Annotated in this window: 11 protein-coding genes; all 11 read right to left on the bottom strand. The window is 62.1% G+C overall.

What is annotated here, in order from left to right:
• Positions 1-69 precede the first annotated feature (69 nt).
• Positions 70-321, bottom strand: a complete 252-nt coding sequence (locus ACY69P_RS13455) for a hypothetical protein (RefSeq protein ID WP_404845000.1) — start codon at positions 319-321, stop codon at positions 70-72.
• A complete protein-coding gene (locus ACY69P_RS13450) occupies positions 318-932 on the bottom strand; it encodes a glycoside hydrolase family 108 protein (RefSeq protein WP_462327845.1) in 615 nt (204 codons plus the stop codon). The genes ACY69P_RS13455 and ACY69P_RS13450 overlap by 4 nt, the downstream gene beginning before the upstream one ends.
• Positions 911-1,270 carry a VRR-NUC domain-containing protein gene (locus tag ACY69P_RS13445; RefSeq protein ID WP_462327844.1) on the bottom strand — a complete coding sequence of 120 codons (360 nt, stop codon included), beginning with the start codon at positions 1,268-1,270 and terminating at the stop codon, positions 911-913. Before ACY69P_RS13445 ends, ACY69P_RS13450 begins: the two co-directional genes overlap by 22 nt.
• A gap of 192 nt (positions 1,271-1,462) precedes the next feature.
• Positions 1,463-1,705: a hypothetical protein gene (locus ACY69P_RS13440; protein ID WP_462327843.1), complete on the bottom strand. Its 243-nt coding sequence runs from the start codon at positions 1,703-1,705 to the stop codon at positions 1,463-1,465.
• A gap of 8 nt (positions 1,706-1,713) precedes the next feature.
• Positions 1,714-2,175, bottom strand: a complete 462-nt coding sequence (locus ACY69P_RS13435; protein WP_462327842.1) for a hypothetical protein — start codon at positions 2,173-2,175, stop codon at positions 1,714-1,716.
• The gene (locus ACY69P_RS13430; RefSeq protein WP_462327841.1) at positions 2,162-2,671 is read right to left on the bottom strand and encodes a single-stranded DNA-binding protein; all 510 of its coding nucleotides are present in this window, start codon (positions 2,669-2,671) and stop codon (positions 2,162-2,164) included. The genes ACY69P_RS13435 and ACY69P_RS13430 overlap by 14 nt, the downstream gene beginning before the upstream one ends.
• Positions 2,671-2,874 carry a hypothetical protein gene (locus ACY69P_RS13425; RefSeq protein ID WP_462327840.1) on the bottom strand — a complete coding sequence of 68 codons (204 nt, stop codon included), beginning with the start codon at positions 2,872-2,874 and terminating at the stop codon, positions 2,671-2,673. Before ACY69P_RS13425 ends, ACY69P_RS13430 begins: the two co-directional genes overlap by 1 nt.
• A complete protein-coding gene (locus ACY69P_RS13420) occupies positions 2,871-3,449 on the bottom strand; it encodes a hypothetical protein (protein WP_462327839.1) in 579 nt (192 codons plus the stop codon). Before ACY69P_RS13420 ends, ACY69P_RS13425 begins: the two co-directional genes overlap by 4 nt.
• Entirely contained in the window at positions 3,446-4,297 is an 852-nt protein-coding gene (locus ACY69P_RS13415) for a hypothetical protein (RefSeq protein ID WP_462327838.1), read from the bottom strand. The genes ACY69P_RS13420 and ACY69P_RS13415 overlap by 4 nt, the downstream gene beginning before the upstream one ends.
• Before the next feature lie 113 nt (positions 4,298-4,410).
• Complete coding sequence (locus ACY69P_RS13410) at positions 4,411-4,680, bottom strand: DUF4258 domain-containing protein (protein ID WP_462327837.1); 270 nt, start codon at positions 4,678-4,680, stop codon at positions 4,411-4,413.
• A 17-nt stretch (positions 4,681-4,697) separates the two neighbouring features.
• Positions 4,698-5,153, bottom strand: a complete 456-nt coding sequence (locus ACY69P_RS13405) for a phage regulatory CII family protein (protein ID WP_462327836.1) — start codon at positions 5,151-5,153, stop codon at positions 4,698-4,700.
• Positions 5,154-5,618 lie beyond the last annotated feature (465 nt).

Raw genomic sequence — 5,618 nt, 5'->3', positions numbered from 1 at the left:
TGTCCCCACTGTGGATTCAAACACATTGCCTACATCAGTTCACAATTTACATTTTGTGTCATCCCCCCATCACAACTCCCCCCGCTCCACCTTCAGCCGGATCCATGCTTGGACGCGGCTGGGCCAGGCCATGACGACGGTTTGGCGGCGTCGGCCTATGCGGATTTTGAAGAGGCAGCCGGAGTCGAAGAGGTCTTGGGCGTAGGTGGTTCTGAGTTTGGTGAGGGAGAAGAAGGGTTTTGGGCCTTGGTGGGTTTCGTAGTGGAAGAGGCGGCGCCAGATTTCTTCCCAGGTGGCGATTGCGCGTTCTTCGTTCATCATGAGGTGGCCTCCTGCAGGTTCATGGTTCGGTTCAGCCAGCCGAGTAGGTATTTTCTGGCCCAGTTCCGGCGTGCGGCGAGGTTCGTGTAGTGTCTGGTGCGGCGCAGGAGCAGGGCTTCCGTGAGGTAGAAGGCGTTTCCTGAGACCTTGGCTTCCTCCAGCCGCTCAAGGGTTTTCGGGCCGACAAGTCCGTCCAGCGCAAGCGCGCCGTCCCAGTGGCCTAGCCCCCGCGTTCTGCGGTTTAGCTCCTCCTGCAGCCAGCGCCCGGCCCGGAGCCGTCCCACGTTCACCGCCGTATCAAAGAGTACCAGCCCGAGCGGCTCCACGAGACGCACCACGTCGTCCAGCCGTAGACGCCGCCAGAAGTAGTTCCGGTAGATGCGCTGGGCGTCGCGTTCCTCCATGGCCGCCACGTCCTGCCACGTCACCCGTCCGTCGCGGTTCACGTCCGCATCCCTGAGTGGCAGCCCCTTGAGAAAGCGGTAGCTCACGCCGTACTTGGTCGCCCCGCCGGGGTCGTCCGGGTCCTGCGTGAAGCGCTCCCCGCCCTCCCATTTCATGACGAAGAGGTATGCCTCCTCAAAGCCCATCAGCTCTTGGAATCCACGCATGTCGCCTCGCCTGAGCGTTGAGTTTTCGGAGCGCGAAGGTAGTTCCGGATGCATTCCGCCGCGGCCTCTGCGCCGTAGCAGACATCCACGCGGTGCCCCTGCTCCCGGAGCCTCTGCGTAAACGCCTTCTGGTGGCCGGTCATTGTGTTCCGGCCCACCTTCATCTCAATCCACAAGCCGTGAAATCCCCCGCGCGCCACGGGCAGGTGGATATCCGGCACTCCCGGACGCACGCCTTCGGCCTTGAGCTTTACCGCGACAGCCCGCCGCCTGTGCCCGCCGTTGGGCACCGCGTAGAGAAGCGCCAGTTCCGGCACTGCGTCCTCGTTCTCGCGCACCCAGCGAAACAGCGCGACCTGTTCCTCATGCTCGCTGGCTCCGGCGCACGTTGCCGGCGGCTTTCGTGAGGGCCGGGCGTGCCTCCGGTCGCCTTTCCCCCGCCCTTCTGTGCGCCCTCCTGCCCGTCCTGCGTTCCACGCGGCCTCTTGCCGGTGCGGAAGAACTCCCGCGCCTCTTTGGCGCTCCAGCGTTCAGTCGTCATCGCTACCAAATCCTGCCCGCGTCAGGGCTTCCATGGCGTCCTGTGAAATCGCGTGGACCACAAAGCCTGAGGCCAAACCGTCCAGCGCGAGGTCCCGAAGATCCCGGAACTGCCTCGCGCATTGCCGGAGCAGTGCCGCGTCCGAGGGCACAACATGGTCGTCCTCCGGTAGCGTCAGCCTGCTCACGCCGCCGTATGGATCCTCAAAACATCCAATCCGCACACGCTTCATATCGCCCCCTAGAATCCCAGATTCGGGTCCACAATCTGTGATGCCGTACCGCTCAGCGTGCCGTTGTCCCATGGATCCTTGGGCACGTTGCGCCGCCTGCGCGTTTCGCCGGGCTCGCGGTAGCCGGGACAATGCGAGCCGCCCCGCGCCTTCTTGCGCCGCGCGCGGATTGCGGCGTTCAGCGCCTCCACCTTGGGCCGCATGCGGTCCACCCAGATATAATCCGGCGTGAAGTCGCTCTTAATGGCGCGGAGCAGGGACACGACGTCAAACGACTTGGTCCTGCCGTTGATGGTGAGCTTGTAGAACACGTGGGAGCCGTTGCGCAGGGGCACCAGATAGCACTGCACCTCGCCGGTCCACACGTCCTTGCGCCGGACAAGGCCTTGGTCGCAAATCTCGTAGTTTCGGCCCGCGCCCGGCACCTGCCGCCAATTCGTCGTTTCGTAGAGCTTCTTAGAACGGGACATCGTCCATCCCCGAGGCTTGGGACGGGAACGCCGGGCCAAGGTCCTCCTGTGGCGACGCGTTCCAGTCATCGTGCTGACTCTGCTGTGCTTGTGCCGCTGGTTCCTGCTGGGGCCGCGCACCCTGCGCCTCCTGCGAGCTCTGGCGGGACTGCTGTCCCGCTCCCGATGCGCGCTGCAGGAAGATCACCCGGCGCGACTTGATTTGCGTGGTGTAGCGGTCACTGCCGTCCCGCGCCTGCCATTTGTGGGTTTGCAGCGCCCCTTCCACGCTCACCAGACTGCCCTTGGCGAGGTGGTTGGCGCACGGCTCCGCCTGATTGCCGAAGACCACCACCCGGTGCCACTCGGTGCGCTCCACGCGCTGGCCCTGCTGGTTGGTGAACGATTCATCCGTGGCGATATTCAGCGTTGTGACGGGCTGCCCGGCCTGCGTGTAACGCAACTCCGGATCCCGCCCCAAACGCCCGATGATGAACACCCGATTCAAACTCGCCATCAGCGTTTCTCCCTTGCGCCGCGTGTGCGGCCCTTTTCGGTCTCACGCATACGAATCACCCGTATCCGCTCCCGGATGCCGTCCTCGTCCCACATGCACCGCCCGTCCATAATTTCGCCAAAGCAGTTGCCGAAATGCGGCCTGTTCGCCGCGCAATAGCGGCACGCCTCGGGAAAGCGCCGCCGGACTTCCTCGGGATTCATTCCCCGCCCTCCAGACCTCGCGGCACCCAGCCTTCGGTCTCCGGCGTTCGAACGGCCCGGTTCTGGCGCATCTGCGGCATGGTGTCCTGCAGCTCCCACCCCGCATCCAGAAGCTGATTCACCGTGGCCAGCGGCATCCCTGCAGGGCCACGGCAGCACCGGGCGCACCCGAACGCCGCGGTGAGGATGCGGTCGTGCTCCCGGCCATCCGGGCCGAGGTACGGCACATGCCGCCCGTCCCGCCCAAGGTGCAGACGCTGGACGTAAATCACGCCGCCGATGCACTCCGCGCAGGGCGCGCCGGAATTCTCGGTGCGCGATGTCTTGCGCTCCGGGTGCTCCTTGAGCCACAGCGCCCAGTAGGTGCGAACGGTTTTGGGAAGATTGCGGGGGAAGAAATCGCAGTCCTGCTGGATGCGCAGGGCTATCCAGTCCAGCGGCTCGGCGGGCAGTTCCTGCACCACGCGGAACCAGAGGCCCACCTGCGCGGCCGTGGTCTCGTCGGCGAGGTCCATGGTGCGCCCGTAGTAGCTGCACAGGCCTTTGAGGAAGCTGGCGAAGTCCTGCCGCGTCATTGCGTGCCTCCGGCCACTCCGCTGGCGTCACCCTGCTTGGCCCACTCGTCGAGGGTTGTCACCGCTCCGGGGCGTTTTGCCCGTGGCGGGCGGTCTTTCCAGCGCCCACTGCGCAGCCACTTGGCCGGCGACGGGATGTAGCGCCCACCGTCACGCCGCCAGTCCTCGCCCTCCTCCTGCTGGCCGAGCGCGGCGAGAAGCGCGCTCAGGCCGGGAAAATCGAGCCGTGCGCAGACCTCGCACCACGCCAGCCACGCATCGTCCTGCCCGACCTGCTTCGGGTAGGCCTCCCAGAATTGCAAAAACTCCAGCGAGTAGCCCGGCACGGCCCGGGGCTGTCCCGTGGCACGCGGCTGGGCCTCCGGCGCGGCCCTCGGCTCCGGAGTGGGTGGCGATTTTTCCCGAGAGGGGGGACTATAGGGGGGAGAGTCTCTCTCTTCTTCTTTATCTACTTCTGTAAGAAGCTCAGGAGCCGCTCCGGAGTTGCTCCGTTTGAACTCCGGAGTCACTCCGGAGTTTTTGCGCTTTCGACGTGACCATTCATCCCGGTATTCCACAAGCTTGGGGCAATCCACGGTGATGAATTCCCCGGAAATTTTCAGCGAAATTTTCCCTTTTTCTTGGAAGAACTCAGCGAATTTCAGCCATTTTCTGGGCGAAATCCGGCAGTTTCTTGCCCAAGTTTTGCGGTGAAAACGGGCAAAAGTTCGGCAAGTTTCGTCCATTTCTTCGGCGATCATTTCCAGAATAATGAACCAACAGCCGTAGCCTTCCAGCCCCAACACATCGAGCACCTCGGCGAGGAACTCATCCGCATGGCTTCGTGTCATGTGCTTGAACCACCGCATACGCACTCCACTTGACGCAACCGTCGCTTGTCTTGTTCAACGCTGAACCACGGTAGAGGATTCAGAATGCCATCTCTCTCCCCACGGCCTCCGGCATGCGCCGGGGGCCTTCTCTATCGCCGGGAGCGGGGCGTTTTCCCGTGTCCTGCCCCGCCCCGGCGGCGGTGCCCCCACGACGTCTGGCGCGAGCGCTTCGGCTCCAGCCACGCCGTGATGACAAGACCTGCGCCGTCCGTGATGACGACAAGCCGCCCATGGTCGTAGCGGAAACGTCCGCCCCGCTGTTCGTGCGGCGTGCCGTAGCAGACGGCGTTTTCTACCTGTTTGCGTGTGATGCCCCGCTCACTCATCCGCTTGCGGGCATGGGAGCAGGTGAAAAGCATTGCCGAGCGTTCCCGCCCTACTCGTCCTCACCGGGGCGGGGACGGTACATTGCGCGCTCGTGCATGGACTGTGTCTCTTCGATTTCACGAATGGCCTTGAGGGCGAGCTCGCGCGTTACTTCGATGGGAGCGCCATCCTGAATGGCCGTGGCGAATGCGGCATGAGCCAGATGGTCGTGAACCATCTCCTCATGAATGCTTGCCCCGTCGGGCACGGGGCAGTCTGCAGGAATGAATTTGAAGCCGTAGCGCACGCAGAAGGCTTTAAGAACGGGAGTGGGATCGAGCTGATCCATAAGAAGAAGGAACTGACGCATGTTCAGTTCCCGTTCATCGTAGGGGTTGAGTTTGGAATAGAGCGAGCTGGCGGCGATGCCGACGGATTCGGCGAGTTCTTCCATGGTGTGGTCCTGTTGGCTGTGGACCATTTCATGGACGGCCTTAATCACGGGACGTATGGAACGGTATCGCATGGGAAACCCTCCGAGAGGTTATCCTTGTTCGCCCAAGACGTTCAATTAAGCTAATCAATGCGGGGTTTCTCTCGCATTCCATGCCCCTCCCTCGCGGATTTGTTTCCATAAAGAAAGGGCCACAATTTTTCCAACGTTGTGGAATGCATCCCTTTCCTCCTGCCATTTGTGACTTTCCACAAATTGCCGTAATCCACTCCCGCCTCTTTCGACAGCCGGTGCAGACTCCAAGAGGAAGAAGACAAGAAACGCTTGATGTCCTCCGCTATGCTCATGATGCGGCATCTTATGTCGAAAGACACATAAAATCAACCAAACATGTCAACTAGATTATAGCGCTAAGCCTTGTCTAATGATTAAATGCTTATTGGGAGAATATTCATGTCATTTTATGAAGACTTAGCAACCGCAATCCACCGCCTTGAACTCGAACTGGGCAACCTCAACAAGGTCGCTGCGTATCTC

This window comes from Desulfobaculum sp. (genome assembly GCF_054921475.1).
The sequence above is the reverse complement of the archived record's forward strand: the minus strand, read 5'-3'. Positions and strand labels throughout refer to the sequence as shown.